The sequence below is a fragment of the Bradyrhizobium sp. Pha-3 genome, assembly GCF_042258615.1.
GTDB lineage: Bacteria > Pseudomonadota > Alphaproteobacteria > Rhizobiales > Xanthobacteraceae > Bradyrhizobium.
Genome location: NZ_CP170152.1, coordinates 6613955 through 6639685 on the forward strand (window position 1 = coordinate 6613955; position 25731 = coordinate 6639685).

At 64.0% G+C, this 25731-nt stretch carries 23 protein-coding genes and 1 pseudogene; 8 read left to right on the forward strand and 16 right to left on the reverse strand.

Annotation, left to right across the window (positions count from 1 at the left end; genetic code table 11):
- The first annotated feature begins 201 nt into the window (after window positions 1–201).
- From ACE10Z_RS31195 to ACE10Z_RS31215, 5 genes are all read left to right on the forward strand, one after another.
- Window positions 202–408, forward strand: coding sequence for a ferredoxin (locus ACE10Z_RS31195; RefSeq protein WP_375784191.1), 207 nt, complete (start codon window positions 202–204; stop codon window positions 406–408).
- 74 nt (window positions 409–482) lie between these two features.
- Window positions 483–1709 carry a cytochrome P450 gene (locus ACE10Z_RS31200; protein WP_375784192.1) on the forward strand — a complete coding sequence of 409 codons (1227 nt, stop codon included), beginning with the start codon at window positions 483–485 and terminating at the stop codon, window positions 1707–1709.
- An 85-nt stretch (window positions 1710–1794) separates the two neighbouring features.
- Window positions 1795–3117, forward strand: coding sequence for an MFS transporter (locus ACE10Z_RS31205; protein WP_298369758.1), 1323 nt, complete (start codon window positions 1795–1797; stop codon window positions 3115–3117).
- Between the two features lie 13 nt (window positions 3118–3130).
- Window positions 3131–3793, forward strand: a complete 663-nt coding sequence (locus ACE10Z_RS31210) for a sulfite oxidase-like oxidoreductase (protein ID WP_375784193.1) — start codon at window positions 3131–3133, stop codon at window positions 3791–3793.
- 154 nt (window positions 3794–3947) lie between these two features.
- The gene (locus tag ACE10Z_RS31215) at window positions 3948–5168 is read left to right on the forward strand and encodes an alpha/beta fold hydrolase (RefSeq protein WP_375784194.1); all 1221 of its coding nucleotides are present in this window, start codon (window positions 3948–3950) and stop codon (window positions 5166–5168) included.
- 290 nt (window positions 5169–5458) lie between these two features.
- On the opposite strand, the gene ACE10Z_RS31220 is transcribed toward ACE10Z_RS31215, so the two are convergent.
- Entirely contained in the window at window positions 5459–6775 is a 1317-nt protein-coding gene (locus ACE10Z_RS31220; RefSeq protein WP_375783413.1) for an ISNCY family transposase, read from the reverse strand.
- 193 nt (window positions 6776–6968) lie between these two features.
- Window positions 6969–8426: a PLP-dependent aminotransferase family protein gene (locus ACE10Z_RS31225; protein ID WP_375784195.1), complete on the reverse strand. Its 1458-nt coding sequence runs from the start codon at window positions 8424–8426 to the stop codon at window positions 6969–6971.
- A gap of 81 nt (window positions 8427–8507) precedes the next feature.
- Here ACE10Z_RS31225 and ACE10Z_RS31230 point away from each other — a divergent pair, with 81 nt between their 5' ends.
- Window positions 8508–9416 (forward strand): DMT family transporter, encoded by a 909-nt coding sequence (locus ACE10Z_RS31230; RefSeq protein WP_375784196.1) that lies wholly within the window; start codon window positions 8508–8510, stop codon window positions 9414–9416.
- 188 nt (window positions 9417–9604) lie between these two features.
- Here ACE10Z_RS31230 and ACE10Z_RS31235 read toward each other — a convergent pair whose 3' ends face one another.
- A complete protein-coding gene (locus tag ACE10Z_RS31235) occupies window positions 9605–9817 on the reverse strand; it encodes a hypothetical protein (RefSeq protein ID WP_375784197.1) in 213 nt (70 codons plus the stop codon).
- A gap of 292 nt (window positions 9818–10109) precedes the next feature.
- Here ACE10Z_RS31235 and ACE10Z_RS31240 point away from each other — a divergent pair, with 292 nt between their 5' ends.
- Both ACE10Z_RS31240 and ACE10Z_RS31245 read left to right on the forward strand, forming a co-directional pair.
- Window positions 10110–10343 carry a hypothetical protein gene (locus ACE10Z_RS31240; protein WP_375784198.1) on the forward strand — a complete coding sequence of 78 codons (234 nt, stop codon included), beginning with the start codon at window positions 10110–10112 and terminating at the stop codon, window positions 10341–10343.
- A 113-nt stretch (window positions 10344–10456) separates the two neighbouring features.
- A pseudogene (locus tag ACE10Z_RS31245) lies at window positions 10457–11008 on the forward strand (IS110 family transposase); the annotation flags it as partial.
- A gap of 748 nt (window positions 11009–11756) precedes the next feature.
- On the opposite strand, the gene ACE10Z_RS31250 reads toward ACE10Z_RS31245, so the two are convergent.
- The 13 genes from ACE10Z_RS31250 to ACE10Z_RS31310 form a co-directional block, all read right to left on the reverse strand.
- Window positions 11757–12692, reverse strand: coding sequence for a hypothetical protein (locus tag ACE10Z_RS31250; protein ID WP_375784199.1), 936 nt, complete (start codon window positions 12690–12692; stop codon window positions 11757–11759).
- A 679-nt stretch (window positions 12693–13371) separates the two neighbouring features.
- Window positions 13372–15078 (reverse strand): adenylate/guanylate cyclase domain-containing protein, encoded by a 1707-nt coding sequence (locus ACE10Z_RS31255; RefSeq protein WP_375784200.1) that lies wholly within the window; start codon window positions 15076–15078, stop codon window positions 13372–13374.
- 237 nt (window positions 15079–15315) lie between these two features.
- On the reverse strand, window positions 15316–16371 hold the full coding sequence (locus ACE10Z_RS31260) for a YeeE/YedE family protein (RefSeq protein WP_375784201.1): 1056 nt from the start codon (window positions 16369–16371) through the stop codon (window positions 15316–15318).
- A 141-nt stretch (window positions 16372–16512) separates the two neighbouring features.
- Complete coding sequence (gene iaaH / locus ACE10Z_RS31265) at window positions 16513–17943, reverse strand: indoleacetamide hydrolase (RefSeq protein WP_375784202.1); 1431 nt, start codon at window positions 17941–17943, stop codon at window positions 16513–16515.
- A 36-nt stretch (window positions 17944–17979) separates the two neighbouring features.
- Complete coding sequence (paaK, locus tag ACE10Z_RS31270) at window positions 17980–19308, reverse strand: phenylacetate--CoA ligase PaaK (protein WP_375784203.1); 1329 nt, start codon at window positions 19306–19308, stop codon at window positions 17980–17982.
- Between the two features lie 19 nt (window positions 19309–19327).
- On the reverse strand, window positions 19328–19783 hold the full coding sequence (gene paaI / locus ACE10Z_RS31275; protein WP_375784204.1) for a hydroxyphenylacetyl-CoA thioesterase PaaI: 456 nt from the start codon (window positions 19781–19783) through the stop codon (window positions 19328–19330).
- 90 nt (window positions 19784–19873) lie between these two features.
- Complete coding sequence (gene paaE / locus ACE10Z_RS31280) at window positions 19874–20950, reverse strand: 1,2-phenylacetyl-CoA epoxidase subunit PaaE (protein ID WP_375784205.1); 1077 nt, start codon at window positions 20948–20950, stop codon at window positions 19874–19876.
- Window positions 20951–20952: 2 nt separating this feature from the next.
- The gene (gene paaD / locus ACE10Z_RS31285; protein ID WP_375784206.1) at window positions 20953–21456 is read right to left on the reverse strand and encodes a 1,2-phenylacetyl-CoA epoxidase subunit PaaD; all 504 of its coding nucleotides are present in this window, start codon (window positions 21454–21456) and stop codon (window positions 20953–20955) included.
- Window positions 21450–22226, reverse strand: a complete 777-nt coding sequence (gene paaC, locus ACE10Z_RS31290) for a 1,2-phenylacetyl-CoA epoxidase subunit PaaC (protein WP_375784207.1) — start codon at window positions 22224–22226, stop codon at window positions 21450–21452. Before paaC ends, paaD begins: the two co-directional genes overlap by 7 nt.
- A 146-nt stretch (window positions 22227–22372) precedes the next feature.
- Window positions 22373–22660: a 1,2-phenylacetyl-CoA epoxidase subunit PaaB gene (gene paaB / locus ACE10Z_RS31295; protein ID WP_024579339.1), complete on the reverse strand. Its 288-nt coding sequence runs from the start codon at window positions 22658–22660 to the stop codon at window positions 22373–22375.
- Window positions 22661–22673: 13 nt separating this feature from the next.
- Window positions 22674–23666 carry a 1,2-phenylacetyl-CoA epoxidase subunit PaaA gene (gene paaA / locus ACE10Z_RS31300; protein WP_207836268.1) on the reverse strand — a complete coding sequence of 331 codons (993 nt, stop codon included), beginning with the start codon at window positions 23664–23666 and terminating at the stop codon, window positions 22674–22676.
- 76 nt (window positions 23667–23742) lie between these two features.
- The gene (gene paaX, locus ACE10Z_RS31305) at window positions 23743–24612 is read right to left on the reverse strand and encodes a phenylacetic acid degradation operon negative regulatory protein PaaX (protein WP_375784208.1); all 870 of its coding nucleotides are present in this window, start codon (window positions 24610–24612) and stop codon (window positions 23743–23745) included.
- 244 nt (window positions 24613–24856) lie between these two features.
- Window positions 24857–25627 carry an esterase/lipase family protein gene (locus tag ACE10Z_RS31310; protein WP_375784209.1) on the reverse strand — a complete coding sequence of 257 codons (771 nt, stop codon included), beginning with the start codon at window positions 25625–25627 and terminating at the stop codon, window positions 24857–24859.
- Window positions 25628–25731: the final 104 nt, after the last annotated feature.

The following is a 25731-nucleotide window of genomic DNA, read 5'->3' on the forward strand; positions in this document are numbered from 1 at the left end:
TCATGTCGCGCGGCCGTCGCGGGACATCCGTTCCGTACCCCGAATTTTCGCTTGACGCGCACACCAGTCGATAATGTAATATGCTATAACTTGGTGAGCCGGTTGTTGACCGGCCGCCCAAGCAAGCTGGAACTTGCATAAACTAAAATGAGGAACCCGGCGCGCCCCACCTGTGCGCCAGAGCCGAGGGAGAGTGCTTGCATGTCCAAGCTCAAAATCCGCGTCGACCAGGACAAATGCCAGGGTCACGCCCGCTGCAAATCGCTCGCCCCCGAACTGTTCGAGCTCGACGAATACGGCAACGCCCATGAAGTCGGCGACGGGACCGTCCCGGCCGGGCTCGAGGACAAGGCCTGGCTCGCGCAGACCAACTGCCCGGAAATCGCGATCGAAGTCACCGAGGATTAGCGGCCAGCAGGGATGGTCGCGTGGCCTCCCGTTGAGCCGGCCAGCATTTGATCGAACGAGAAGGAAACGAGCTGATGTCCGATTCCGCGTCCGCAAGCTATCTGCCCGAACATCCCCCGGTCACCGACTGGGTCCATGATTTCGACCATACCGATCCGGTCTGGACCGACGACCCGTTCCCGATCTGGGAGACGCTGCGCGCGGCCTCGCCGGTCGTGCATACCGAGCGCTTCCTCGGCTGCTACATGCCGACCACCTATCAGGCGGTGAAGGAGATCGCCTACGACACCGAGCATTTCTCCTCGCGCCGCGTCATCGTGCGCGATGTCCGCCCCGAGATCTCCGCCCGCGCACCGCCGATCACCTCCGATCCGCCGGAGCACAAGCCTGCCAAGCAGGTGCTGCTGCCGCCCTTCACGCCGGACGCGATGAAGCGGCTGGAGCCGCGGGTGCGCGCGATCTGCAACGAGCTGATCGACGAATTCATCGCCGATGGCCATTGCGACGCCGCGGCCCGCTACACCAAGCACATCCCGGTGCGCGCCATCGCGCACATGCTCGGCATTCCCGAGAAGGACGGCGACCTCTTCATCAAGTGGATTCACCAGATCCTCGAGCTCGGCATCAAGGACGAGAACGAGATGATGGGCGGCGTGCGCGAGATGACCGGCTATTTCATGGCCCATCTCGAGCAGCGCAAGCTTGAGCCGGGCGACGATCTGATCTCGCAGCTGTTGCGGGCCAAGGGCCCCGGCGGCCAGCCGCTGACCGACGAGCACGTGCTCGGCTCGCTGCGGCTGCTCCTGATCGCCGGCATCGACACCACCTGGAGCGCGCTCGGCTCCTCGCTCTGGCACCTCGCCAAGACGCCCGCCGATCGCGAGCGCCTGGTCGCGGAGCCGGCGCTGATCCCGACCGCGATCGAGGAATTCCTGCGCGCCTATTCGCCGGTGACGATGGCGCGCGAGGTGATGAAGGAAACCACCATCTCCGGCTGCCCGGTCAAGGCCGGCAACATGGTGCTGCTGTCCTTCCCCGCCGCCAACCGCGACCCCGCCATGTTCCCCAATGCGGACAAGGTGGTGATCGACCGCAAGGAGAACCGCCACGCCGCCTTCGGCCTTGGCATCCACCGCTGCGTCGGTTCCAACCTGGCGCGGATGGAAATGCAGGTGGCGATCGAGGAATGGCTGAAGCGGATTCCGGATTTCCGCCTCGACCCGGCCGGCAAGGTCACCTGGTCGGAAGGCACGGTGCGCGGCCCGCGTCAACTGCCCGTCCTGTTCGGCAAGAAGGCCTAAAGGAACAGGACAGCAGTTACATCGCACCACGCAAATGAGATAGGTTGCCCCGGAATCGCGCCAGAGAATCCGGGGAGGCCTACCAATGTCCGAACAAACCGCTCAATCCGCGAGCGACCATCTCGACATCCATGACGTCGAGCGGCGGGTCAAGGCGATCTTCATCGGCTCGGTCGGCAATCTCGTCGAATGGTACGATTTCTACGCCTACACCGCGTTCGCACTGTATTTCGCGCCGGCGTTCTTCCCGCACAGCGATCCGGTGGTGCAGCAGCTCAATGCGGCGGTGCTGTTTGCCGCGACCTTCCTGATGCGCCCGCTCGGCGGCTGGCTGTTCGGCTACATCGCCGACCGCTATGGCAGGCGACTGTCGCTGACACTGTCCGTTGTCTGCATGTGCTTCGGCTCGCTGATCATCGCGGTGACGCCGACCTATGCCACCATCGGCATTGCAGCACCGGCGATCCTGGCGCTCGCCCGCATCATCGAGGGCCTGAGCCTCGGCGGCGAATACGGCGCCAGCGCCACCTATCTCAGCGAAGTCGCTGACGCCAAGCATCGCGGCTTCTATTCGAGCTTCCAGTACGTGACGCTGATCGGCGGCCAGCTGACCGCGATCATCGTGCTGCTGTTGTTGCAAAAGGTGTTCCTGACGCCGGACGAGCTGAAGGCCTGGGGCTGGCGGATTCCCTTCGTGATCGGCGCCATGCTCGCGATCTTCGCGGCGGTGATGCGGCGCGGCCTGCACGAGACCGAGGCGTTCGAGGAGGCCAAGAAGGTTTCCAAGCCGACCGGCTCGATCGTCGGCCTCCTGAACTATCCCCGTGAATTGCTGCTGGTGGTCGGTCTCACCGCCGGCGGCACCGCGGCGTTCTATACCTTCACCACCTACATGCAGACCTTCGTGAAACTGTCGGTCGGCCTCACCGAGGACCAGACCACCTTCGTGATCTTCGGCTCGCTGATCTTCGCGACCTTCCTGCAGCCGATCTATGGCGCGCTGTCCGACCGGATCGGCCGCAAGCCGCTTTTGATCTTCTTCGGCGTCGTCGGCACGCTGGCGACGATCCCGATCCTGACCGCCCTGAAGGAGACCAAGTCGCCCTTCATCGCTTTCCTCCTGATCTGCGGCGCCTGGATCTTCGTCGCCGGCTACACCTCGATCAATGCGATCGTGAAGGCCGAGCTGTTCCCGACCAATGTCCGTGCGCTCGGCGTCGGCCTGCCCTACGCCATCACGGTGTCGATCTTCGGCGGCACCGCGCCTGCGGTCGCGCTCTATTTCAAGAGCATCGGGCATGAGGACTGGTTCTACTATTATCTCAGCGGCATGATCTTCCTGTCGCTCCTGATCTATTCGACCATGCGCGACACCAAGCACGACTCCGCGATGCATCGCCACGAATGATGGCGCAACACCGATGACCGACGACACCGAGCCTCCCGAGAGCAAGCTGACGCGCAGCAAGCAGCGCTGGGCGCGCGAGGGCAAATTCCTCACCGGGAAGATCACCCGGCCGGAGGAGCAGCGCCTGCCGCCCGGCCAGCATCTGACGGCGGACTGGCCGGTGCTCGATCTCGGGTTGATGCCCAACATCTCGCGGGAACGCTGGCGGCTCGACGTCTACGGCGCGGTCGAGCAGACGATCTATTGGGACTGGCCGCAATTCACGGCGCAGCCGCAGACCCGGTTTGTCTCTGACATTCACTGCGTCACGACCTGGTCGCGCTACGACAATCAGTGGGAGGGGCTTTCGACCCGCGACCTGCTCGCCGCCTGCCGGCCGCGCGAGGAGGCGCGCTTCGTCGCGCTGCATTCGTATGACGGCTATACAACGAACCTGGCGCTCGAGGATTTTGCCGCCGAGGACGCGCTGCTCGCCCATAGCTGGTCGGGCAAACCGCTGGAGCAGGAGCATGGCGGCCCGGTGCGGCTGGTGGTGCCGCATCTCTATTTCTGGAAGAGTGCGAAGTGGCTGCAGCGCATCGAATTCCTGACAGAGGATGCGCCGGGCTTCTGGGAGGTGCGCGGCTATCATAATCGCGGTGATCCCTGGGCCGAACAGCGCTATTCTGGCGACTGACTATTTCACCTCTCCCATAGGGAGAGGTCGGCGCGGAGCGCCGGGTGAGGGGTTGCGGTCCCTCGATGGAGCGAAACCCCTCACCCGAATTTCTCGCTATGCTCGAAATTCGACCTCTCCCTATGGGAGAGGTGAGAAACGTCCGGAGACAAATATGCCGCATGAACGCTTTCAATTCACCGGTGTGGGCGGCCATCAGCTTGCCGCCGCGCTTGATACGCCTGATGGCCCGATCAAGGCCTATGCGCTGTTCGCGCACTGCTTCACCTGCGGCAAGGACGTGCTGGCGGCCAAGCGCATCGCAGTTGCCCTTGCTGCGAAGGGTATTGCCACGCTGCGGTTCGACTTCACCGGCCTCGGCTCCAGCGAAGGCGATTTCGCCAATTCGACGTTCACATCGAACGTCGCCGATCTCGTCCGCGCCGCCGACCATCTGCGCGAGACCCGCAAGGCGCCCGCGATCCTGATCGGCCACAGCCTCGGCGGCGCCGCGATCCTCGCGGCAGCTGGCCAGGTTCCCGAGGCGAAGGCGGTTGCGACCATCGCCGCACCGTCCGATCCCGTCCATGTCACGCATTTCTTCAAGGACCGGATCGAGGACATCCGCGCGCAGGGTGAAGGTGAAGTGTCGCTCGCCGGCCGCCCGTTCCGCATCAAGCGCGAATTCCTCGACGACGTCGCCGAGCAGAACCTGATGGCGCAGGTGACCAAGCTGCACAAGGCACTGCTGGTCATGCACTCGCCGACCGACGACACCGTCGGCATCGACAACGCCACGCACATCTTCACCTCGGCCAAGCACCCGAAGAGCTTCATCTCGCTTGCGGGCGCGGATCATCTGCTGAGCGGCAAGCAGGACGCTGCCTACGTCGCCGACGTGATCGGCGCCTGGGCCGAGCGCTACATCGATCTCGCGCCGCAGCCGGTGGCCGACGCCGGCAACGCGCCCCGCAACGTCGTGGTGCAGGAAACCCGCGCCAGCAAGTTCCAGCAGACCGTCACCACGGGTCCGCATCGCATGCTGGCCGACGAGCCGGCCTCCGCCGGCGGCGAGGATTCCGGCCCCGGGCCATACGATTTCCTGCTCACGGGTCTCGGCGCCTGCACTTCGATGACGATGCGGATGTATGCCGACCGCAAGTCGCTGCCGGTCGATCGCGTCACCGTGACGCTCACCCATAGCAAGATCCACGCCAAGGATTGCGAAGAGTGCGAGACGCGCGATGGCATGCTCGACCAGATCGACCGGGTGATCAAGATCGAGGGCGACCTCGATGCCGACCAGCGCAAGCGGCTGATGGAGATCGCCGACAAGTGCCCGGTGCACAAGACGCTGACGTCGGAGGTGCGGATCGTCACCAAGGCGGCGGAGTAAGCCTGCGACGCAGCGGGATGGGCCGAGCCGTAGCTGCATGTCGGCTGCATCCCCTCCCGCCTGCGGGCCGTCGCAGGGGCGCGCTGAAAAATATCGAAAACAACCCCATGCAAAGTAGCCGGCGGCCGCCGGCGTTCGACAAGGCAACGTTCGACAAGGCAACTTGACACGTTCGACAAGGCAACTGTCCGTAGCGGGTGAAGATGTCGTGTTTTTGTAGCTCGTGATCTGTCGCCTTCGTTTCAGATTTGCAGGGGAGCCGGAAGGCGGGGACGGCTTTCCCTGATTGATCATGCCATGGCTGTTGCGGCGGTTTTAGCCCTCCGGGTCGGTTTCTTTGTTCGACTTGAAGCCCGTTTCTCCGCCCCGACCCGCGCTGTCTCGACGGCGGCGCGCGCAGGAGCGGTCAAGGACGCGCGCTTGCGCGCCCGCAAGGGCTTGTCCTTGACGGCTCCGAGCACGCTGCCAGGCTGAGGCGCGTCGGGGCTGATCTGGTGTCCGTTGGCGCTGAACATCGCCAACCGATGCGGTCCGAGGAACACGCTGACGGTGCCATCGGGATACTCATGTAGGCGCACCACAGCCTTGACGAAGTGAGGCCTGAGCCGGCTCTGCGGCAGCTGCAGCCGCCGACCGTTCCATGCAACGGTATTATCGTTGGCGACGGTTCGCTCCTCGATCACGCACAGCGCCTCGCGCCAGGCCTCATGGCGGTCGGCCACGAATGCCGTGCCGTCCTGTTCGGGCTTGATCGCAAACGCGGCGTTGTGCCCGGCGATGTAATGCGTCTTCAGCCACGTGTTGGCGGCTTCGAGCGTCGTGATCCCGGCAAGCCGCAGCTCCTTCGGCAGCCGATCCTGCAACGTGCCGAACACCCGCTCGGAGCGCCCGCGCGCCTGCGGCGAATAGGCTGCGATATGCTCGATCCCAAGATGCGACAAAGCCCGTCCCACCTGGGTTTGTTGCGTCTTGGAGACCTTCTCGCCAGCTTTTGGGGTCAGGAAATAATGGCTGCCGCGGTCGGTGTAGAGCGCGCAGAACAGGCCGTGCTCGCCAATCACTTCGCGCAAGGCCTGGAAGGTCGAGGCCGTTCCTTCTTCCTCGACCAGCACCATCGAGTAGATCTCGCTGGTCGCATCGTCCATCGTGACGATCAGGTCCTTCGCGGGCAGACCTTCGATCCAGACGTGGCGCGATCCGTCCTGGTGCAGCAGCATGCCCCGAAGCGGCCGGCGTGGGCGCTTCTTGCGGTGCGCCGAACGCTTCGGCGCCTTCCGCACCAACCCCGCCGCGTGCAAGGCCAGCTTGGTCACCGTATAGCCCAGCATATAGTCATGCCGCTTTTGCAGCTGCTCGTGGAAATGCTTCACCGTGAAGTCCGCGTACTTGTCCCGGAACAGCCCCAGCATCCGCTCCAGTTCTTCCTCCGGCGCCCGCCTCGGCGAGCGCTGACCCATCCGCCGGTCGACAAGCCCGTCATCGCCCTCCGCCTCAAAGCGTTCTGCCCAACGTTGAAAGGTCCGCACGCTGATCCCCAGAACCTCTGACGCCGCCTCCTGCGTCAGCTCCTTGGCCTCCGTCCGCTCCAACAAACTTGAAAACCGCATCCGTCGTACACCCTCGTGAATGGATGCCGTGCCCATCGTGCCCCCTTTGTTCCGGGGCACCGAAAACACGACACTTCACGAGCTACAAACAGGCGACAGATCACGAGCTACTGACACGTTCGACGAGGCAACTTGACACGTCGGGCAACTCAGGGATACTCTTCTACTATTCCGAAATCGCGCGAATGCCCCTCTACCCACGCGCCGCGCGCTTCCCCGTCAGGCAGTTCGCCATGGTCCGGACCGCAGCGCCGATCTCGTTCTCGCGCCAGGCGGCGAAGCCGAGCAGCAGGCCGTGGTCGTGCGGCCGCTCCAGCGCAAGGCTCGACAGCGCGCGCACCTCGACCCCGGCGGCGACCAGCCGCGTCACGGCGCTCTGGTCCGCGGCGCCATCCCTGAAGCGCGCGATCAGCTGCATCCCGCCCGGCGGGACTTCGGCCACAAGCACCGGCTCGAGGTGCCGCGCCAGCGCTGTGGCTAAATGGTCCCGGCGCGCGCGATAGATGCGCCGCATCCGCCGGACATGCGCCAGGAAATGCCCGTCGGCCATGAAGCCGGCCAGCGCCTCCTGGACGTGCACGGAGGCGATCAGCCCGAGATGCCGCTGCGCGATCTCCATCGTCCGTGCCAGTTGTGGCGGCACCACCAGATAGCCGATGCGGATATCGGCGGTCGTCGCCTTGGCGAAGGTGCCGAGATAGAGCACGCGTCCCTCGCGATCGAGCCCCTGCAGAGCCGGCATCGGGCGGCTGTCATAGTGAAACTCGCCGTCGTAATCATCCTCGACGATCCAGGTCTTGCCGGGCTCGGCGGCTGCCAGCAATTCGGTGCGGCGCGCAACCGGCATCACCCGCCCGGTCGGGTGCTGATGCGACGGCGTCGTGAAGATCAGCTTCGGCGCGCGCGCCTCGCGCGTCCGCATCATGCCCCATTGATCGAGCCTGACCCCGACGACGTCGGCGCCGGCCGCGCGAAACGCCGCCGCGGCGCCGGGATAGCCGGGATCCTCGGTCCACACCGCATCACCGGCCACGATCGTGGTTGCGGCGATCAGCGTCAGCGCCGCCTGCGCCGTCGGCAGGATCAGGATCTGATCGGCCTCGGCGCGCACGCCGCGGCTGACTTCGAGATAATCGCGCAAGGCCTCGCGCAGGCTTGGCCGGTTGATCACGGTCTGGTCGTTGAAGCGGCGGCGCAATGCGCTGCGGCGCAGGCATCGCGCCCAGATCTCGTGCGGAAATTCGCGCGCATCCGCTAGTCCAGGACGGAGCGGCCGGAAGTCGGCCTGGTAGGACAGCGGCCAATCCGTGTCCGAGAGCTGCAAGGCCCAGGGCGACAGCCGCGGCTTGCGGGCTACATCTCGGCGTGGCGCCGGCGCCGCGCTGGCAAAGCGCGCCTCGATATCGTCTGACACCACCGGCCGCCGCCGCGCGGCAACGCGCAGATACCCCTCTGCCGCGAGCTGCTCATAGGCATGAGTTACGGTATTGCGCGAAACATCGAGCTCGGCCGCAAGCGCGCGGCTCGACGGCAGCACGGCCCCGCTCCTGATCCGGCCGCTCGCCATCAGCGCACGCAGCTGCTGCGTCAGCTGCGCGGTCAGCCCGGCATCGTCGGCACGTTTCAGCGCGAGCAATTCGGCGAGGATCAATCTGGCTCCTTTGATCTGTAAAATCTGGCTCTTTCGAGAGAGCCAGCGCGATCCTATTCAGAAGCGGTATCGCCTGCAAGGATGCCGCCCGTGAACCCATCGCTCTCCGCCGCCAAGGCCGCCGCTTTGTTCATCGTCGTGGTGCTGGCCTGGGGCATCAACTGGTCGGTGACGAAATCGCTGGTCGTGTCGGTGCCGCCGCTGTGGACCGCATCGATCCGCAGCTGGGTCGCCTTGGTCGCCCTGCTGGTGATCCTGCGCGCCAGCGGCAATCTGATCATTCCGCGGATCGCCGACGTCCCCGTGGTGCTCAGCGTGGCGCTGCTGCACATGACGTTCTTCTCGACACTGGTCGCCGCCGGCCTGCGCTATCTGCCGGCCAGCAAGGGCATCGTGCTCGGCTACACCACGCCGCTCTGGGTCGCGCTGGCCGCCGGCGCCGCCCGGACTGAACGGCTCGGGGCGTTGAAGCTGGTCGGCGTCGCCTCCGGGCTCGCCGGCCTCTGCGTGATCCTCAACCCGGCGTCGCTGGACTGGAGCAATCTGCATGTCATCGCCGGCGCCGGCATGATCATCCTCGCCGCGATCTGCTGGGCCGCCAACATCATCTATATCCGCTCGCATCGCTGGATCGCGACGCCGCTGCAGCTGTTGCTGTGGCAGGTGCTGGTCGCGACGTTGGTGCTGACCACGACGGCGCTGGTCACCGAGGGCGTGCCCACGGTGACATGGTCGCCGCATCTCGTATTGCTGTTTCTCTATTCCGGCTTCATCGGCACCGCGCTGGCCTATTGGGCGATGTCCATGGTCAACAAGAGCCTGCCGGCGCTGACGACCTCGCTCGGCACGACAGGGACGCCGATCGTCGGCATCGTGACCGCGGCGCTGCTGCTTGGCGAGCCGATCGATCTGTCGCTGGCGATTGCCGCGGCGCTGATCGTCGGCGGCATCGCGCTGAGCTCGCTTGCGGATGCGCCGGCGCGCGCCTAAAGCGCGATGAGTTTTGGTTGAATCGGCTTGCGGCGGTTTCGTTTCACCTCTTCCCGTCGGGGAGAGGTGAACCTTCGACGCCGTTTCGGGCAGGCCCCGATTAGACGCTTACAGGGTAGAAGCGGACGTCAGCCAGCCGACAATCTCCGCTGAGACCGTCGAAAATGACCCATAGCGGACGTTAACGGTCAGTCTTTCATGCCATCCAGACCGGGATGGTCTTTGTAAATGTTGTCCTGAAGCACGGTGTCTATCCGAGCGATGATATCGCCGACCGATGTCCTCAATCTCAGAAACTCATCTGCTGGAGAGGTTTCTTTGGCGAGCGTGAGCGCCAGGGATAACTCCTCAATGACCCGCTCTACGTGCTGTTTAAATCGCGCGGCTGATTTCGCGTCCATAGAACCATCTCGCGGGAACAGGGCCTGCCTTGCAAATGGCACCTGCCTTTAGACCAAGAAGCCTTCCAAATAGTTAGAGCGCTACCGTTCCGTTAATGGCCCGTTGCCGAAGGTCCACTCGTTCGTCAGCACGTCAGCTCGTTTAGGCAGAGCGGACGCTGCTCGGGTCTGGCCGCAATAGGCGGCTTTTGACCCGAAGCGAACTTTGATCAACATCGAAGCGCGCGTTTAGTTGTTGCAAACGACGGATAGCTACTTAAGAGAGAGCGGCAAAACGAGGAGCATACACCAAATGGGCATGGTCTTTCTGCTCTGGCACAGCCGACCAATGGAAGACGGTCTCGATAGGAACGATACCGACGACAAGCTCATCGGGGTCTACAGCAGCGCTGCCGAAGCGGAAGCCGCAAAAAAGCGCAAGCTCCAATTTGAGGGCTTTCGCGACTATCCCGACTGTTTCCAAGTCAGTAAGATGGAAGTCGACAAGGATGCATGGAGCGAAGGGTTCGTCACTGTGAAGACGTAACATGAACATCACGCCGATATCCGCTTGTGATGCTGTGGACGGCTCCTCCACCGGCACGAGAGTGCCAAGAAGTGGGCACCGTGTGAAGCTCCCACGATTCGGAGGAGCAGCCAATGCAGTCAATTTCGACGATCGGTCTGGATATCGCGAAGTCGGTCTTCCAAGTGCACGGCGCTGATGCAGCCGACCGGGCAGTCTTACGCCGTCAGTTGAGGCGTCGGCACGTCCTGGCGTTCTTCCAGAAGCTATCGCCCTGCCTGGTGGGGATCGAGGCTTGCGCGTCATCGCACCATTGGTCCCGCGAGCTGCAGGCGTTGGGACATACAGTGCGATTGATGCCTCCGGCCTATGTGAAGCCCTACGTCAAGCGGCAGAAGAACGACAGCGCCGACGCGGAGGCAATTTGCGAGGCGGTCACGAGACCCAACATGCGGTTCGTGCCGACCAAGACGGTCGAGCAACAGAGCTGTCTGATGCTTCACCAGGCGCGCCACCTCTTCATCCGCCAGCAGACAGCCGTGATCAACTCAATCCGTGCCCATCTCGCCGAGTTCGGGATTGTCGCCCCTGTCGGGCGCAGGGGTGTGGAGCAACTGCTGGAGGTCGTCGTCGATACAGCCGACCATCGGCTCCCCGAGGTGGCCCGTGCATGTCTTGCTGCTCTCTCGGGTCGATCATGTCTAATTTTTCATGCCCCAATCAGAAATGCTTAGCGTCTCTGTGCTAATCTAGCTGCATGAATTGGCTCGCACTTCTACTGTTTGTCGGCCCGTTGGTGTACTTCCTCCTTCGTGCCAAGCGTAGCCACGAACGATCACTGGAACTTAAGCCAACAGGGATATACCGCTCTCCGCTGTCCCATGCGTGGATTGTAATTCTCGTTGCAATCCTCGTACTCATGCTCGGTCCAGCATACCTGCCTCACCATCGTTGGGCTCTCATCGCGTATCTCGTCGCGTGGGCCGTTGTGCTTGTCGCGGCCTTCTTCGTGCGGCGCGCCCTGAAATGGCGCTACCCGGTCTGAGACGATGACTTCTGCTAGTGGCCCGTTCGAGACATGCCGACGGGTTCTGAAGCTGTCCGTTAATCGGGGAAGACCGGAAGTGAGCGGCCAACGGTCAAAACGACGCGCATGACCCAATCGAGACATCCGCTTGCGGATCGAGCCGCCGCTTGCCATGCGGTATCCCGAGTCCGGAAGCCGTCCAGCCGACCCCGCGATCCGCGACCGTGTACTCACCACCCGCGGCTGCAAGCGGACGCCGGGACGAGGTTGTCGCGCGCGAGAGATGCCCGCGCGCGCAAGGGCTGGAGGTCGGGTGGTCCAAACGCCGTCAAGCAGCGCAACGCGGACGTGGCGCTCTGCCTTCGCTGAGCCCGCAGGGCTCGGTGCTGCCAGGTCACATATGGCGGTTAAACGTCCAGCGCCCAGCCAGAAAAGTGCGTGGCATGGTGATGGAAGTCGTCAACCGATTTGTCATCGTCGTTTGGGACGGCCAGAAGGCCATTGGTATGGCCGGCGGCGTCCGCGTAGAAGCCGACGATCTCTCCCTTGTCATTAATCCCGTTGAACACCGTCGAGCCGGCCGCGTTCGGATCGTCAAGCGTGGTGAATGTGCCCGTATTGGCATCGTAGATGATGCCATGCGTGACGCCGTTGACGATGTCTTCGCCGACCGCGATGCCGTGATCGTTCACTCCAAGGAGCTCCGTCGTGGTCGCGCCGGGCGCATCCACGGTCTTGAAGACGAAATGATCCTCCAAGAAACCGTGAGTGACGCCCGCGCTATCCGTATAGAACCCGGCGACCGTGCCCTTGTTGTTGATCGCTGCTGCAACCGTGCTGACTGCAAACGGATCATTGATATCAGCCGAAAACTTGCCGCTGTTGATGTTGTAGGTGTAGCCGTGGCTATTCCCGAACGCGTCGTTATAGAATCCGACCGCAATATTGTGGTCGTTTACCCCCAGCAGCTGGTTTTCGATTAGGACCCCGGCGTTCGGGTGGGTTGGCGTGTTCGGGTTGTTGACAGCTGTAAAAACGCCGTGCTTCTCGTAGAAGCCAAACTGATTGTCGACGGGGACCCCATTGTTCGTCGGGTAGAAGTATCCGACCGCGATGCCCTTGTCATTGAGCCCGGTCAGCTGAGTTTGAGGCACACCAGGAAAGTCCACGGCTTCAAACGTGCCGGATGTCGTCAGCAGGTATCCCTGGTTGGGATGCCCTGCGTCTCCACTGCCGTAAAATCCAGCGATCAAACCGCTGTTGTTGATCCCCAGCAAATTATTGAAAGTGGGGTCGGCCGGATTGTCGAACGTATGGAAGTCGTACGTCATATGCTCTCGCATGCTCTGCTCCCTTGGTGAGATGACGTGCCGAATGAGCAAAGCCACGCAGTGACAAAATCCCGCAGTGGGAAGTCGCTCAATCCCGCAGTGGGAAGACGCTCACGCGATTTACGTGTTGCTCGGGAACACCCACTCGATCGTTTCTATTCGACCGCCACGGCACGCCGTTTCCTCTGCGCAGCCCGAGGGCATAGCCGCCTCACATTCCGTCCATTCTTTATGACTTGTGCGGAATGCCGGCATACTTGCTGAGTCTCCACACCGCATGAGGCGATGAAGGCCGCACAGCACTCTCGCGATTAAACGCGGGAATTCGCAACCGCTCAAATGACAAGCATTTTAGTTTCTAAATCGACTGGAACACGACCGACTCGAAATGGGACATGATCCCGGACGCTTTCGCGACGGGATGATGACAAGACTATGCTGACCTTCCTTGATTGAGCGCGGATTCCTTGGTGGGACTGGATGTCGATGTTGGCCCGTTTGAGACGTGCCGATGGCCTCCGAAGATGTCTGCTTGTCGGGGCAGACCGGAAGTAACCGATTGGCTGCGAAAACGACGCTTTTGATCCGAACCGGACGTGCGCCGTGCAATGCGGCAGTGCTTCCGAGCCCGGCTATTTCGAGAAGGTTGACTGGGCGCATCCTTGCGATCAATCAGGATATCGGCCTCGGGTCATTTCTCCTGAATATGCCAAACCCCGTCCCAATCGGCCGGTGGCGGACTGCTGCGCAACAGGCTGATGCGTTCGATAAACAGGCGGGACGGTCCATCGTTAGCGTCACCGAGCTGGCAGCTTTCGAAGCACCGTTGCGCCTCATCCCAATCCTGTCGACGATAGGCGGCTAGGCCGTTCGCGTACATCTCGCGAAGCTGAATCTGCTCCGGCGCGATCTCGCCGACGCGGGCCATTGCTTCATAGATACGGACCGGCTCGGTCTTGCCGGCGACGGTGATGAGATCGAGCTCCCGTGCCTCAATGACCTGTTGGGCCATTCGATAGGTTTCCTCGCTGAGGATGAGCGAGGTGCTGTAGAGTTTGTTGATGCTCTCGAGGCGCGAGGCGAGATTTACGGTGTCGCCGATCACGGTATAGGATCGTGACGAATCCGAGCCGATGGTCCCGACCACGGCTTCGCCGGTAGCAATGCCCATGCGGATAGCAAGCTCCGGCGGATCGCGTCGCATTCCGGTGATCTCGGGCAATTGGGTACGAAGCAGGATGATCGCATCCTGTTGTGCAAGCGCCGCGAGGCAAGCATCGCTGGCGTGGTCGTCGCCGGCAGAGAATGGTGAGACCCAAAATGCCATGACGGCATCACCGATATATTTGTCGATGAAGCCGTGATGGGCATGAATGACCTCGGCGACCGTTCCGAAATAGTTGTTCAGCAGGTTGACGACGGCGCTCGCGGTCAGTTGCTCGCTGATGCCGCTGAAGCCCTTGATGTCGGAAAAAAAGACCGTGAGCGTGCGGCGTTCGGCCTGATCGGCGCCGCTTCCGATCAGGCGGGTGACGATGCGTGGGTCGACAAATTTGCCGAAAGTATCCTTGATGCGATCCCGCGTGCGAAGCTCCTCGACCATGCGATTAAACGACAGCGCGAGTTCGCCAACTTCGTCACGCGTGAGGACCGACAGCGGCTCCGAAACGGTACCGGCCTCGATGGCGCGGGTGCGGACGACCAACTGGCGCAGACCTCCGATAACACGCGCCGATCCCACTGCGCTGACGCCGAGGCCAATGCCGCAGGCGAGCAGAAACAGGCCAAAGCTCAAGTAAGTGTTAAGCCGTTGTCGGGCGAGCACATCGCGGGTTGCGCGATCTGTGAGACCGGCGAGGTTAAGGCGGACCTCGGAAAGGTCCGGTCCGAAAGCCTGAGCATATTTGGTGAAGCCGAGCGAAGCCGTCCGAGCATCCTCACGCCGGCCATCGGCAAGGTCCGCCATGACCTGCTCGCCTGTAGCGAGAAACCCCTCGAGGCTGCGGATTAGATACTTGAACGATCCCTCTATGCGCGCCAATTCAACGCGCTCCGCGGCCCGGTAGCCCGTGTCACGGATTGCCTTGGCGATCAATGCAGTTGCCGCGTCAGCATCGGCGCGCAATTCGTCGCCGACCTGCTTCTTGGCGGCAATTGCTGCCGCCAGTTCCGGAGGATTCAGGGGATCGAGCCGCAGCGCACGCAAAATACCGAGTTCGTACCTGTCGGTATCGACATCGAGCTCTGCGACCAGCCGCGCCAGCGGCAGCTCGTATTCTGCGATGTTGCTGATTTGATCGCTGTCCAGCTTTTGAACAATGGCGAGGACGCCGACCACAGCGCCAAACAGCGCCAGCAGGATGCCGGCAAGAAGAAAAATTTTCTTGCGGATCGTCATTTGACGACTCCAAGTGACTTCGAGTAAGGCCCAGTCCGGATTGCGCAAGCTCTAGGCCTGAGACCTGATTTAAACAGCTCCGCCGGCATTCAGCAAACACGGGCGGCCATCGCCTGCGATGCGCAAGCAGGTCCGGTTGTGGCCGATCGCGACATACTGCGCTGCCGCACGAACCTGGTCGCTATTGGCGCAAAGCGGACGTAGTCACCAGTCACATGACGCCGCCGGACAAGAGCCTCAGGCCGTCGCGAGCGGCCTGACCCGCAGCGCGCCGCGCAAGCCGGCGCGGGTGCCGAGCATGATGCCGGCGATTGCGATCAAGGACGACAGCGACAGCGTCGACAGTCCGGTCAGCCCCTGCCCCACCGAGCAGCCGAACGCCATCACGCCGCCCGCGCCCATCAGCGCGGCGCCGCCTGCCGAACGCAGCATGTGCTGCGGCGAGCGGTAGCCTTCGAGCTGGAAGCGCCCTGTGGCAAGCGCCGTGACCAGGCTGCCGGCGAGCACGCCGAACACGGTGACGATGCCGAAATTGAGCGTCGAGCCGGTCGACAGCATCACATATTGCAACGCGTCGGCGATCGGCGCGATGAAGGTGAGCGATGTCACCGGCACCGGGTTGAAATCATCGGCGCCGAGATAACCGGTCGCGTACCAGCCTCCCGCCACCAGCAGGCCGACGATCAGCCCGGCCGCAATCTGGCCGGGCGACTTGCGGAATGGCGCATGGGCAAAGGCAAAAATGATCAGGACGGCTGATAGCACCGAGGCCGCCACCATCCGCGCCGGCACCGCGCCGAGGCCGATGCTTGCCAACAGCGCCGGTACCGAATTGGCTGATACCGTGGCCTGCGAAGGCTGCACCATCGCGATCCGCAGCGGCGCGATCAGGCCCTTCAGCGTCATCTCGGCAAAGATGCCGAGCACGATCACAACCACAAAGGAACGCAGATTGCCGCGCCCGAGCAGCACCAGCGCCCGCGAGCCGCAGCCGTTCGACAGCACCATGCCGTAACCGAACAAGAGCCCGCCGAGGAACATCACCGGCGCCGAGAAGGACGGTTGCAGATAGATCGACTTGCCGAGATCGACGAGACCCGCCGCCGCCAGCAGCTGCGAGGCCGCGATCGCAACCCCCATCGCCAGCGCATAGGTGCGCACCAGCCGGCCGTCGCCGTCCGCCCACCAGCCGCGGAGGCCGCTCATCATGCAGAAGCCGCTGACGAGCCCGACCGAGCCGTAGATCAGGCCGATGATCAGGGCGGCGAGGATGACGATCGTGGCGGGGTCCATAACAATCCTTCAATTGCCTTCGTCATTGCGCGCGAAGCGAAAAGCGCACCGCAAGGCGCGCGGATCGTGGCGGCCAGGCGGCTCAAGCCATGACTAATCGACTGACCGTTCAATTCAAGGGGGTTGTTACCGCCGGCGGACTCAGAGGTTTGGTGGCGGGGCCGTGCCCAGGATCGCTTCGATCGACAGACCCAGTCCGAGCAGCCTGGCATCGCTGCCGACCGGACCATCGAGCTCGAGCCCAACCGGCAGGCCGTCAGGCGTCATGCCGGCATAGAGCGACAGCCCGGGAAGGCCGGCATTGCTGCCGGGATCGGTGTTGCGGATCATGGTGCCGAAAGTCGGCACCGGCTCGCCGCCATTGACCGACATCTCGCCGGACCCGGTCTTCTCGTCGATGACAGGTGCAGGTGCGATCGTGGTCGGAAACAGGATGGCATCCAGTTTGTTGTCCCTGAGACAGGCGGCATAGATCGCCTGCAGCGCCGGCCGCTGCACCTTGATCGCATCGTCATAGGCGGCACCGAAGGCGTCCGCAGTGATGGCACCGAACGCGCCGACCACGTCGGGACTGGCGACGCCGGCCGCGATGTCGGACAGCGTGATCCCTTCGATCCCGGAGGCGGCGAGCCAGGCCGGGATATCGGCGATCGGTTCATGCAGCGCGAGCACGAACGACACCCTGCCATTCTGCTCGAACAAATCGGGCATATCGACATCGACCAGCACCGCGCCCACCGCCGCGAGCCGGGGACAGGCTGCGCGGGCGACGGCCTCGACAGCGCGGTCGAGACCGCTCCAGAAACAGGCGGGAATGCCGAGGCGCACGCCGTGTAGCGGAACGGCTGACGCCAGCGGTGTGCCTGTGATCACGGCATCGAGCAGCGCGACGTCGGCGACGGTGCGTCCCATCGGCCCGACGGTGTCGCGGGTATGGCTGATCGGAACCACCTGGTTGTCATCGTGGTAGCGCCGCTCGGCGCCGCCATTGCCGACCGAAGGCCGCAAGCCCACGGTCCCGGTCAGCGCGGCGGGCACGCGGGTCGAGCCGCCGGTGTCCGATCCGAGGCCGCAGGTGGCGATCCGCGCGGCGATCGCCGCCGATGTTCCGCCGGACGACCCGCCCGGGATCCGGGTCGTGTCATACGGATTCCGCACCGGTCCCGCGAACGGCGCGAGATTGGTGCTGGTGATGCCGAAGGCGAGCTCGTGCAGATTGGTCTTGCCGATGACCACAGCCCCCGCGTCGAGCAGCTTTTGCAGCGACGGCGCATTGCGCGCAGGCCGCGCGTGTTGCAGCGCCGGCGTGCCGCCTGATGTCGGCAGATCTGATGTGTTGATGTTGTCCTTCACGACGATCGGAAGCCCGGCCAGCGCGCCGGTCCGCGTCCCGGCATCGACCTGACGCGCTGCCGCCAGCGCGCCGTCGCGGTTCAGCACGATGAAGGCGTTGAGGTGCTTGAGCCGCTCCGCACGATCGAGCGCCGCCCCGACGACGCTGACCGCCGTCACCCTCCCGTCGCGGATATCAGCAACGATCTCAGCGGCGGTTGCTTCGTTGCTATCGGCCATGGAAACCCCGCGCCCTCTTGCATTGCGGGCGAGAGGCTATTCTTTCGGCCGCTTGTCGTAAACACGTTTCGCCTTGCCGAGCGAACGCTCCAGCGTCTCGGGGGCGACGACGCGGACGCGGGTGGAGATGCCGATCGTGTTCTTGATGAAGGCGGAGACCTTCTCGGCGTGCGCGGTGAGCCCTTCGCCGTCCCAGCTCTCGGGCCGGGCTTCGGCGAGCACAGTCATCTCGTCCATGCGGCCCTCGCGGGTCAGTTCTATAACAAAGTGGCCGCCGCACCAGTCGGTCGCCAGCAGCGCTTCCTCGATCTGGGTCGGGAACACGTTGACGCCGCGCAGGATGATCATGTCGTCGGAGCGGCCGGTCACCTTCTCCATCCGCCGCATGCCGGGCCGCGCCGTGCCTGATAACAGCCGCGTCAGGTCGCGGGTGCGGTAGCGGATGATCGGAAAACCTTCCTTGGTCAGCGAGGTGAACACCAGTTCGCCCTTCTCGCCATCGGGCAGCACCTTGCCGGTCAGGGGATCGATCACCTCGGGATAGAAGTGATCTTCCCAGATGTGCAGGCCGTCCTTGGTCTCCACGCACTCCTGTGCGACACCGGGGCCGATCACCTCCGACAGGCCATAAATATCGGTGGCGTCCATATCGAAGGCCTGCTCGATCTCGACACGCATCGCGTTGGTCCAGGGCTCGGCGCCGAAGATGCCGAACTTCAGCGAGGATTTGCGCGGGTCGAGCCCCTGCCGCTTGAACTCGTCGAGGATGGCCAGCATGTAGCTCGGCGTCACCGTGATGATGTCGGGCCGGAAGTCGTTGATGAGCTGCACCTGCCGCTCGGTCATGCCGCCGGAGATCGGGATCACGGTGCAGCCGAGCCGCTCGGCGCCGTAATGCGCGCCGAGGCCGCCGGTGAACAGGCCGTAGCCATAGGCATTGTGCATCAACATCCCGGTGCGGCCGCCGGCGGCGCGGATCGAGCGCGCCATCACGTCCGCCCAGGTATCGATGTCGGCCCTAGTGTAGCCGACCACGATCGGCTTGCCGGTCGTGCCGGAGGAAGCATGGACGCGAACGAGCTGTTCGCGCGGCACCGCGAACATGTTGAAGGGATAATTGTCGCGCAGATCCGTCTTCACCGTGAAGGGAAACTTGGCGAGATCGGAAAGCTGCTTGAAGTCGGACGGGTGCACGCCGGCCGCGTCGAAGCTTTTCTTGTAGTGCGCGACATTGTCGTAGGCGTGCTTGAGCGACCAGGCCAGCCGCTTGGTCTGCAGCGCCATGATCTCGTCGCGCGAGGCGCGCTCGGCCGCATCGAGCTCGGCGCGATAGCCGCTATCCTTGACCTTCATTGCCGTTGCCATCGACGTTTCCCCTGAAGCCTTATGCCTTGATGTCCGTGTCCGGCAGCCAGGTGCCTTGTATCACGCGCGAATGTCCGCGGAATTCGGCGATCACGCTGTCGCCGGCGGTGACGCGCACGTCGTAGATTCCCGAACGGCCGCTGCGCGAGATCTCGCGCGCCGTCGCAACCAGACGGTCGCCGAGCTTGCCGGGCCGGATGAATGTGACGTTGCCCTGCGCCGCCACCGCGCGATCGTTATGGCTGTTGCAGGCGAAGGCGAAGGCTGAATCGGCTAGCGTGAAGATGTAGCCGCCATGGCAGATGCGCTGGCCGTTGACCATGTGCGCCTGCACCGTCATCGCCATCGTAGCTTGCCCCGGCTTGATCTCGACGAGCTCCATGCCGAGACCCTTGCTGGCGTCGTCTTCCTTCCACATCGCATCCGCGCAGGCGCGTGCGACATCCTCGGGCGATAGCGTGGCCTTGACGTTCACATCGAACTCCCTGTGCGCGGGCCCGTTGCTGCGGGGCCTCTTGGTGTCAGTGTTGGGCGCGACACCTTGGGCGTCAACGCGCGCGTAGAACTAGACGTGGTCGTAATCGACCACGACCTTGGCGGAGCACGGCTTGGCCTGGCAGGTGAGGATGAACCCCGCCTTCAGCTCCCACGGCTCCAGCGAATAATTCAGATCCATCGGCGCCTCGCCTTCGACCAGCTTGGCGCGGCAGGTCGAGCACATGCCACCCTTGCAGGCGAACGGCAGGTCCATGCCGGCGCGCAGCGCGGCGTCGAGGATCGACTCGTCGTCGGCGACCGGCACCTCGCGGCGCTTGCCGTCGATGATCAGTCCGGCGATCGCCTTCGGCGGCGCGCCGGCCGGAACGACGACCTTCGCCCGCGGCTTGCCGCCGAATTCCGACACGAAGCGTTCGACGTGAATGCGCTCGTCGGCGATGCCGATTTCGCGGCAGGTCGCCTCGATCGTCTCGCTCATCGCGGCCGGGCCGCAGACGAAGACATGATCGACGGTTGAGGCCGGCACCAGCGAACGCAACAGCACCCGCACCTTCTCGCCATCGAGCCGGCCGTGCAGGATCGGGATGTCCTGCTCCTCGCCCGAGATGACGTGGAACACCGAGAGCCGCTGCATGAAGCGGTCCTTCAGCTCCTCCAGTGCCTCGCGGAACATGACGCCCTCGGTGGAGCGGTTGCCGTAGAACAGGAAGAAGCGGCTGTCCGGTTCGCGCGCCAGCACGCCCTTGATGATCGAAAGGATCGGCGTGATGCCGCTGCCGGCAGCGAAGCCGACATAGGTCCGTGCCTCGCCGGGGGTGTGCGCGACGCCGAAACGGCCGGTCGGCGTCATCACGTCGAGCTCGTCGCCGGGCTTCAGCTCGTCGGCGGCCCAGTTCGAGAACGCGCCGCCATCGACCTTCTTCACCGCGATGCGCAATTCGCCATCGTCGGGGCCGGAGCAGATCGAGTAGGAACGGCGGACTTCCTCGCCGTCCATCGTGGTGCGCAGCGTCAGATACTGGCCCGGCGTGAAGCGGTAGTCGCCTTGCAGATCGTCGGGGATCGCAAAGGTCATGGAGATGGCGTCCGACGCCTCGCGGCGCAGATCGCTGACGGACAGACGGTGGAATCGCGGTGTCGACATGGTCAATGACACTTGAAGTAGTCGAAGGGTTCACGGCAGCTCTTGCAACGCCACAGCGCCTTGCAGGAGGTCGAGCCGAATTCGGACAGCAGTTCGGTGTCGCCTGATCCGCATTGCGGGCACGCGACCGCCTGCTCGCCGAACAGCGCGCGGCGCGAGGAGCCCGGCAGCGGCGGCGCGATACCGTACTCTTTGAGCTTGCGGCGGCCGTCCTCGCTCATCCAGTCCGTGGTCCAGGCCGGCGACAGCACGGTGCGGACCTTGGGCCGGTGAATGCCCTCGCGCTCCAGCGCCAGCTCGATCTCGAGCGCGATCATGTTCATCGCCGGACAGCCGGAATAGGTCGGCGTGATCGCGACCTCGACATGACCGTCGTGGACCGCGACATCACGCAGCACGCCGAGGTCGGCGATGGTCAGCACCGGGATTTCGGGATCGACCACCTGCGCGGCCGCGCTCCAGGCGCGTCGGCGCAGATCGGCATCGCTGAGCGCAACCGTCACCATGTTGCCCCCGGAAAGGTCCGCTGCATCGATTGCAGCTCGCTGAGGAGATGGCCGAGATGCTCGCTGTGGCTGCCGCTGCGGCCGCCCTGCTGCATCCAGTTGCCCGATGGCAGCGACAGCGTCGCCTCGTTGACGATGCCGGTGACCGTCTTCAGCCAGCGCGGCTTTAGCGCCGCGGGATCGATCGCGATGCGGGCGTCGATCAGGCCGCGCTCGCTGTCGTCGACCGCGAAGATCTCGCCGGTAAAGGCCCAGAGATCGTCGATCGCATCCTGCGCGCGACGATGGCTCTCCTCGGTGCCGTCGCCGAGACGAACGATCCATTCCGACGAATGCCGCAGATGATAGGCACTCTCCTTCTCCGACTTCGCCGCGATCGCCGCGAGCGTCGGATCGGACGAGGCCATCATCGCGCGCCAGTAGAGATCGGCGAACGCCGCATAGAAGAACTGCCGCACCATGGTGCGGGCGAAGTCGCCGTTCGGCTGCTCGACCAGCAGCAGATTGCGGTACTGCCTGACGTCGCGCAGATAGGCGAACTTGTCTTCGTCGTTGCCCCTGCCTTCGACCTTGGCCGCGTAGGTGTAGAGCTCGCGGGCCTGGCCGAGCAGGTCGAGGCCCATATTGGCGAGCGCCATGTCCTCTTCCAGCGCGGGCGCATGGCCGCACCATTCGGACAGCCGATGGCCGAGGATCAGCGCGTCGTCGGCGCGGCGCAGCGCGTAAAGCACCAGCGGCGTTTCGGAGACTTCGATGTTGGCGGTTGCCATGTTCTCTATTCCACCTGCATCCACTTGCTCGACGTCATCCTGAGGAGCCTGCGCAGCAGGCGTCTCGAAGGATGGCCGCGGTTACGATCGGGGCGTCATGGTTCCCCTGGCGACGCGAAGCGTCGTCCAGCCATGACGAGTGAAATTCACATATGCCCGACTTCGTCGGGGACGTCGTAGAAGGTCGGGTGGCGATAGATCTTGGACTCCGCCGGCTCGAACATCATGCCCTTCTCGGACGGATCGGACGCGGTGATCGCGTTCGAGGGCACCACCCAGATCGACAACCCCTCGCCGCGGCGGGTGTAGATGTCGCGCGCGGCCTGCAGGGCGAGCGTCGAGTCCGCCGCATGCAGCGAGCCGACATGCTTGTGCGCAAGCCCGTTGCGGCTGCGGATGAAGACTTCCCAGAGCGGAACGTTCGGCGTGGCCATCTTGAGCGCTCCCTTATTCTGCGGCTTGCGCGAGCTGGCGGCTCTTGCGCTTCTCGGCATAGGCCATCGCGGCCTCGCGCACCCAGGCGCCTTCGTCATGCGCCTTGCGGCGCGCGGCGAGGCGATCGCGGTTGCAGGGGCCGTTGCCGGCAAGCACCTGCTTGAACTCGTCCCAGTCGATCGGGCTGTGCACCCAATTGCCGTTCTCGTTCTGCTTCATGCCGGGATCGGGAATCGTCAGCCCGAGGAATTCGGCCTGCGGCACGGTGGCGTCGATGAATTTCTGGCGCAGCTCGTCGTTGGAGAAGCGCTTGATTTTCCACTTGGTCGAGGTGTCGCTGTGCTGGCTGACCTGGTCCGGCGGCCCGAACATCATCAGCACCGGCCACCACCAGCGATCGAGCGCGTTCTGCGCCATCGCCTTCTGCTCCGCGGTGCCGCGGCACAGCGTCACCATGATCTCAAAACCCTGGCGCTGGTGGAACGACTCTTCCTTGCAGACGCGGATCATCGCGCGCGCATAGGGGCCGTAGGAGCAGCGGCACAATGGGATCTGGTTCATGATCGCCGCGCCGTCGACCAGCCAGCCGATGGTGCCGATATCGGCCCAGGTCAGCGTCGGATAATTGAAGATCGAGGAATATTTCGCCTTGCCCGAGAGCATCGCGTCGACGAGTTCTTCGCGCGAGGTGCCGAGCGTCTCGGCGGCGGCATAGAGATAGAGGCCGTGGCCGCATTCATCCTGCACCTTGGCGAGCAGCGCGGCCTTGCGGCGCAGCGACGGCGCACGGGTGATCCAGTTGCCTTCGGGCAGCATGCCGACGATTTCGGAATGGGCGTGCTGGGAAATCTGCCGGGTCAGCGTCTTGCGGTAGGCCGCGGGCATCCAGTCGTTCGGCTCGATACGCTCGTCGGCATCGATGCGCGCCTGGAACTGATTGGCACGGGCAACATCCTCGACGCCGCGATCGTCGCCGTCGGATGAGTTGAGCGCCTGCGTATACATGGCCGACCTCCCAGTGTGTTGTTAGGTGGAAACATATAACACAATTTTCTAAGCGCAAGATGTTTTTGTAATATATTCAGACGCCCTCAAACCGGCGCGCCACGGCCCCGTTGGGCTTCGGCAGCGGCCCGTCCTCGTTGGTTGCATGGTCGTCAAGCCATTGTTCCGACGGCGGAAGCAGCCCGCGATAGATCTCGCCGCAGAGTTTGCGGGCTGCCCTGCCCGGCCAATCCTTCGGCAACAACTGATACGGCAGCAGCGGATCGCGCAGCACGACCCGGCGATAGTGATGGATCAGCAGGATGCGCGCGGTAAAGGCGTCGGCATCGGTCAGCTTCTCGCCTCTGACGATCCAGCCGTGCAGCGGCTCGAACGTCTTCATGAACTTCAGATAGGCGTCCGCGGTGCGATCGAGCGGCCAGCTCTCGCTGAGCAACCTGCGCCCGCTGTCATCTTCCGCCGACACTTCGAGACGGATCGCGCGCGACGCCTCGCCCGGGATCGGCGCACCCGACGGCGCAAGCCATACGCCGGGCAGCGGGCTGCCGAAGCCGGCATTCTTCAACGCCTCGCGCGCAGCGTCGCGGTCCTCGGCATTGCCGATCAACAGCAGCTCGAAGCGGCCGGTCCAGTCCGACGGCGGCGGATCGTAGATGTGCCTGGTCGCGGTGTCGAAGGTCTGCCGGCCCTTCGCATTCAAGCGATAAAAGCTGTTGCGGCCGACCTTGCTGCGCTCGAGCCAGCCGTCGGCGGCGAGCCGCGACATCGCGGTGCGCACCACATTGCCGTCGATGTCGAGCGACTTGAAAAATTCCAGCAGCGTGCCGAGCCACACCGAGCCGCCGCGCGGCACGATGGAATCGCCGAACACGGTGATGATGATCGAGCCCGTGCGCGACGGTTCGCGCTTCAGCTGATCGACGATGCGGGCAAGCGGCTGTGGCATGCCCAACGCATAGCGCGTTTTGTCGATTCACGACAATGACACCGCAAACGTAGCCCGGATGGAGCGCAGCGAAATCCGGGGTGTTTCGTGCCGAGGTCCGTCCCGGATTGCGCTACGCTCCATCCGGGCTACGCGAATGCCGTGAGAAACGACTCGTGGAGACTCCCCCTCACCCGGATCGCATTACGCTTCGCTCATGCGCTCCGGCCTCTCCCCGCAAGCGGGACGAGGCAAGAAAGAAGCGCTACCTATTGGGATTCGGATAGACGAGGCTGCGCCAGCCGCTGCGATCGAACGGCGCCCACTCGCCATCCTTCTGCGCGAGGCGATCGGCGACCGCATACACGACGGCCGGATGATGACCCATGCCGCAATGGCTGCTCTCGACCTCGATGCTGTCGGTCATCGATGAGGCCTGCTCGCGGCAACCCTGCCAGGCGCAGACGCCGTCGGTGCGGCTGAAGATCGCGGTGGTCGGCACCGGCGGTGCGCTGGCGAGCGAGCCGCCGAAACGCTGGTCCTCTTCGTCGGCCCGGCGGCCGCTGGCCATCTCGTAGACGCGCCAGGCGTTGGTCGATCTCGGGCCCGCGGCAAACGGGCTGCCGAGGGTGATCACCTGGCGCACGCGCTCAGGCATCATCTTCGCGAGCTGGCGCGCATAGAGGCCGCCGAGACTCCAGCCGATCACCGAGACCTTGCGGCCGCTGGTCTCATTCATCTCCTGCAGCAGATCGACCATCCCGTCCTGCACGCCGGCGCGAAGCCCGAGGTTGCGGCCCTGGCGCCAGCCGCTGACGGCGTAGCCCTTGCTCTTTAGGAAGTCGCGCAGCGGGCGCGTGGACATGTCGGATGCAATCAGCCCGGGCAGCACCAGCACCGGATGCCCATCACCGCGCGGCGCGAGGCTCAGCAGCGGCAATGCACCAAGAAAGGCACCGAGCTCGTGAATGGCGCGGCCTTCCAGGAACATCAGCGTCCTGGACGGCGGGCGTAGCGTCTGCGCAGCAAGGGACATTTCAACTCCTCTTCCGGCACGACGTTTCGGCGGCCGGCATTGGGATCAACAGGATGGGTCAACAGGATTGACGCAAACCCGGCGGAATCGTTCCGCAACGCAAC

Excerpts from the sequence above, each read along its gene's own strand:
- paaE (WP_375784205.1), bottom strand. The coding sequence starts at position 20,950 with ATGTCGACACCGCGATTCCACCGTCTGTCCGTCAGCGATCTGCGCCGC.
- paaD (WP_375784206.1), bottom strand. The coding sequence starts at position 21,456 with ATGGTGACGGTTGCGCTCAGCGATGCCGATCTGCGCCGACGCGCCTGG.
- ACE10Z_RS31205 (WP_298369758.1), top strand. The coding sequence starts at position 1,795 with ATGTCCGAACAAACCGCTCAATCCGCGAGCGACCATCTCGACATCCAT.
- paaA (WP_207836268.1), bottom strand. The coding sequence starts at position 23,666 with ATGTATACGCAGGCGCTCAACTCATCCGACGGCGACGATCGCGGCGTC.
- ACE10Z_RS31195 (WP_375784191.1), top strand. The coding sequence starts at position 202 with ATGTCCAAGCTCAAAATCCGCGTCGACCAGGACAAATGCCAGGGTCAC.
- ACE10Z_RS31210 (WP_375784193.1), top strand. The coding sequence starts at position 3,131 with ATGACCGACGACACCGAGCCTCCCGAGAGCAAGCTGACGCGCAGCAAG.
- ACE10Z_RS31200 (WP_375784192.1), top strand. The coding sequence starts at position 483 with ATGTCCGATTCCGCGTCCGCAAGCTATCTGCCCGAACATCCCCCGGTC.
- paaK (WP_375784203.1), bottom strand. The coding sequence starts at position 19,308 with ATGGCAACGGCAATGAAGGTCAAGGATAGCGGCTATCGCGCCGAGCTC.
- iaaH (WP_375784202.1), bottom strand. The coding sequence starts at position 17,943 with ATGGCCGATAGCAACGAAGCAACCGCCGCTGAGATCGTTGCTGATATC.
- paaX (WP_375784208.1), bottom strand. The coding sequence starts at position 24,612 with ATGCCACAGCCGCTTGCCCGCATCGTCGATCAGCTGAAGCGCGAACCG.
- ACE10Z_RS31310 (WP_375784209.1), bottom strand. The coding sequence starts at position 25,627 with ATGTCCCTTGCTGCGCAGACGCTACGCCCGCCGTCCAGGACGCTGATG.
- paaC (WP_375784207.1), bottom strand. The coding sequence starts at position 22,226 with ATGGCAACCGCCAACATCGAAGTCTCCGAAACGCCGCTGGTGCTTTAC.
- ACE10Z_RS31250 (WP_375784199.1), bottom strand. The coding sequence starts at position 12,692 with ATGCGAGAGCATATGACGTACGACTTCCATACGTTCGACAATCCGGCC.
- ACE10Z_RS31235 (WP_375784197.1), bottom strand. The coding sequence starts at position 9,817 with ATGGACGCGAAATCAGCCGCGCGATTTAAACAGCACGTAGAGCGGGTC.
- ACE10Z_RS31255 (WP_375784200.1), bottom strand. The coding sequence starts at position 15,078 with ATGACGATCCGCAAGAAAATTTTTCTTCTTGCCGGCATCCTGCTGGCG.
- ACE10Z_RS31240 (WP_375784198.1), top strand. The coding sequence starts at position 10,110 with ATGGGCATGGTCTTTCTGCTCTGGCACAGCCGACCAATGGAAGACGGT.
- ACE10Z_RS31215 (WP_375784194.1), top strand. The coding sequence starts at position 3,948 with ATGCCGCATGAACGCTTTCAATTCACCGGTGTGGGCGGCCATCAGCTT.
- paaB (WP_024579339.1), bottom strand. The coding sequence starts at position 22,660 with ATGGCCACGCCGAACGTTCCGCTCTGGGAAGTCTTCATCCGCAGCCGC.
- ACE10Z_RS31220 (WP_375783413.1), bottom strand. The coding sequence starts at position 6,775 with ATGCGGTTTTCAAGTTTGTTGGAGCGGACGGAGGCCAAGGAGCTGACG.
- ACE10Z_RS31230 (WP_375784196.1), top strand. The coding sequence starts at position 8,508 with ATGCCGCCCGTGAACCCATCGCTCTCCGCCGCCAAGGCCGCCGCTTTG.
- ACE10Z_RS31260 (WP_375784201.1), bottom strand. The coding sequence starts at position 16,371 with ATGGACCCCGCCACGATCGTCATCCTCGCCGCCCTGATCATCGGCCTG.